Below are 1393 nucleotides of genomic sequence, written 5' to 3' on the forward strand. Positions count from 1 at the left end.
CTCCACATGCGCCGTCTGCGGGAACTGGTCAACCGGCTGAATCGGACCGTCAACACTGTATCCCCTTTCCATGAAGCTTTGAATGTCGCGCACAAGCGTCGCCGGATTGCAGCTGACGTAGACGATTCTTTCCGGTGACATCTTCGCTGCGCTTTCGATCAGGCTTTCAGTCAGCCCCTTTCTCGGAGGATCGACCATGATGACGTCCGGCCTGATTCCTTCTTCCTGCCACTTTGCCATCCAGTCCTCGGCGTTTCCAACCTCAAAATGCAGATTGTCAAGCTCGTTGAGCTCGGCATTGTGTCTGGCATCCTCGATTGCCTCCTCCACAATCTCGACCCCGTAGACAGCTCTGCATTTTTCAGCAAGGGAAAGCGAGATGGTGCCGATGCCGCAGTAGGCGTCAATTGCGGTTTCCGTACCGGTAAGATGCGCCTTGTCAAGCGCCGTCCGGTAGAGCTTCTCGGTCTGAACCGGGTTGACCTGGTAGAAGGACTGAGCCGAAATCTCGAACTCAAGGCCGTTCAACGTGTCCCTGATGAAGTCGCGGCCGTAGAGCAGGCGGGTCTTCTTTCCCAGGATGACGTTCGTCTTCTCGGAATTGACGTTCTGCTGGACGCTGACGACGTCGGGACAGGCACTGGCGATTCTTTCGGCAATCTCCCGGTCATGCGGCAGACGGTTGTTCTTCGTCACGATCACGACCATCGCCTCGCGGGAATAGTGACCGATTCTGACCATCAGATGGCGGATCATGCCCGAATGATGCTCTTCGTTGTAGGGTTCCAGCTCATAGTCGTTCAGAATCTTCACCGTCTCCTGCAGGATCTCGTCGATGCGCTCGTCCTGAATCAGAAAGTTCTCGAGCGGAACAAAACTGTGGCTTCCCCTGCGGAAGAAGCCGGTCTGAAGCTTTCCCTTCGTTCCGCGGATTGGAACCTGGGCCTTGTTCCGGTAATGAAACGGGTCTTCCATCCCGATTGTTGCGGCAACTTCGATGTCATCAAGATGCGCCTTCTTCAGCAGGTCCGTCACGAGCTTCTGCTTGAACCTGAGCTGAGCCGGGTAGGCAAGATGCTGAAGCGGGGCAATGCCCGTCTGCGAATAGGCGCTGCCAGCAGATTCGACGCGGTCTTTGCTTGTCGTCAGATGTTCAGTCACCTTGGCATAGCCGAAGTTCTTCCCTGTCTTCATGACATGCAGCCTGACCTCCTCGCCCGGAAGCGCATTGTCGCAGAACAGCGTGTAGCCGTCGACCTTGACAACGCCCATTCCCTGATACGTCAGGTCCGTGACGACCGCCGTCAGGTCCTGGTTCTTTGATACTGGTGGTTTGAATTTCATTTCTTCTTTTCCTTTACGTGTAGAATTCCATTGTTTATTTTAACACAAA

General features: G+C 54.8%; 1 protein-coding gene. It reads right to left on the reverse strand.

The annotated features are described in order from the left end of the window. A partial coding sequence (rlmD, locus tag V7Z60_RS10185; protein ID WP_334117689.1) for a 23S rRNA (uracil(1939)-C(5))-methyltransferase RlmD occupies positions 1-1344 on the reverse strand: 1344 nt, incomplete at its 3' end. Positions 1345-1393: the final 49 nt, after the last annotated feature.

The organism is Ligilactobacillus sp. (genome assembly GCF_036846325.1).
GTDB lineage: Bacteria > Bacillota > Bacilli > Lactobacillales > Lactobacillaceae > Ligilactobacillus.